This is a genomic window from Seonamhaeicola marinus, from assembly GCF_008085455.1.
Genome location: NZ_VSDQ01000370.1, coordinates 1 through 328, shown reverse-complemented (window position 1 = coordinate 328; position 328 = coordinate 1). Strand labels below are relative to the sequence as shown.

Here is a 328-nt window from a genome sequence, read left to right as displayed (position 1 = left end):
CCTAAAAAGCCTCTAATATTAACTTCTTCACGTTCTTCTTCGGTTTTTGCCCATTGGCGCAACCAATCAACTAAAGTTAAATCGTTTTTAAAAAACTCACTATTATCTAACGGTAAGTATGATTGTGTTGTAGTAACACCCCAAGCAAAAGTTCCGTTATCAGCTTTTTCTTTATCATTTAAAATTTGATAAAAAGCAGTAGTAGCTCTAGAATCTCTAGAAAAAACAACAACTTTATCGCCTTTATTAAGGTTTAAATCTATGTTTTTAAATAGCAATTCGCCATCAATTGAAGCTTCTAAAGCTTCAACATTTAAAATCTGATCAC

The 328-nt window shown here is 31.4% G+C and carries 1 pseudogene; it reads right to left on the bottom strand.

Annotation, left to right across the window (positions count from 1 at the left end):
- Nucleotides 1-328 (bottom strand): annotated as a pseudogene (locus FUA24_RS04980) (ABC-F family ATPase); the annotation flags it as partial.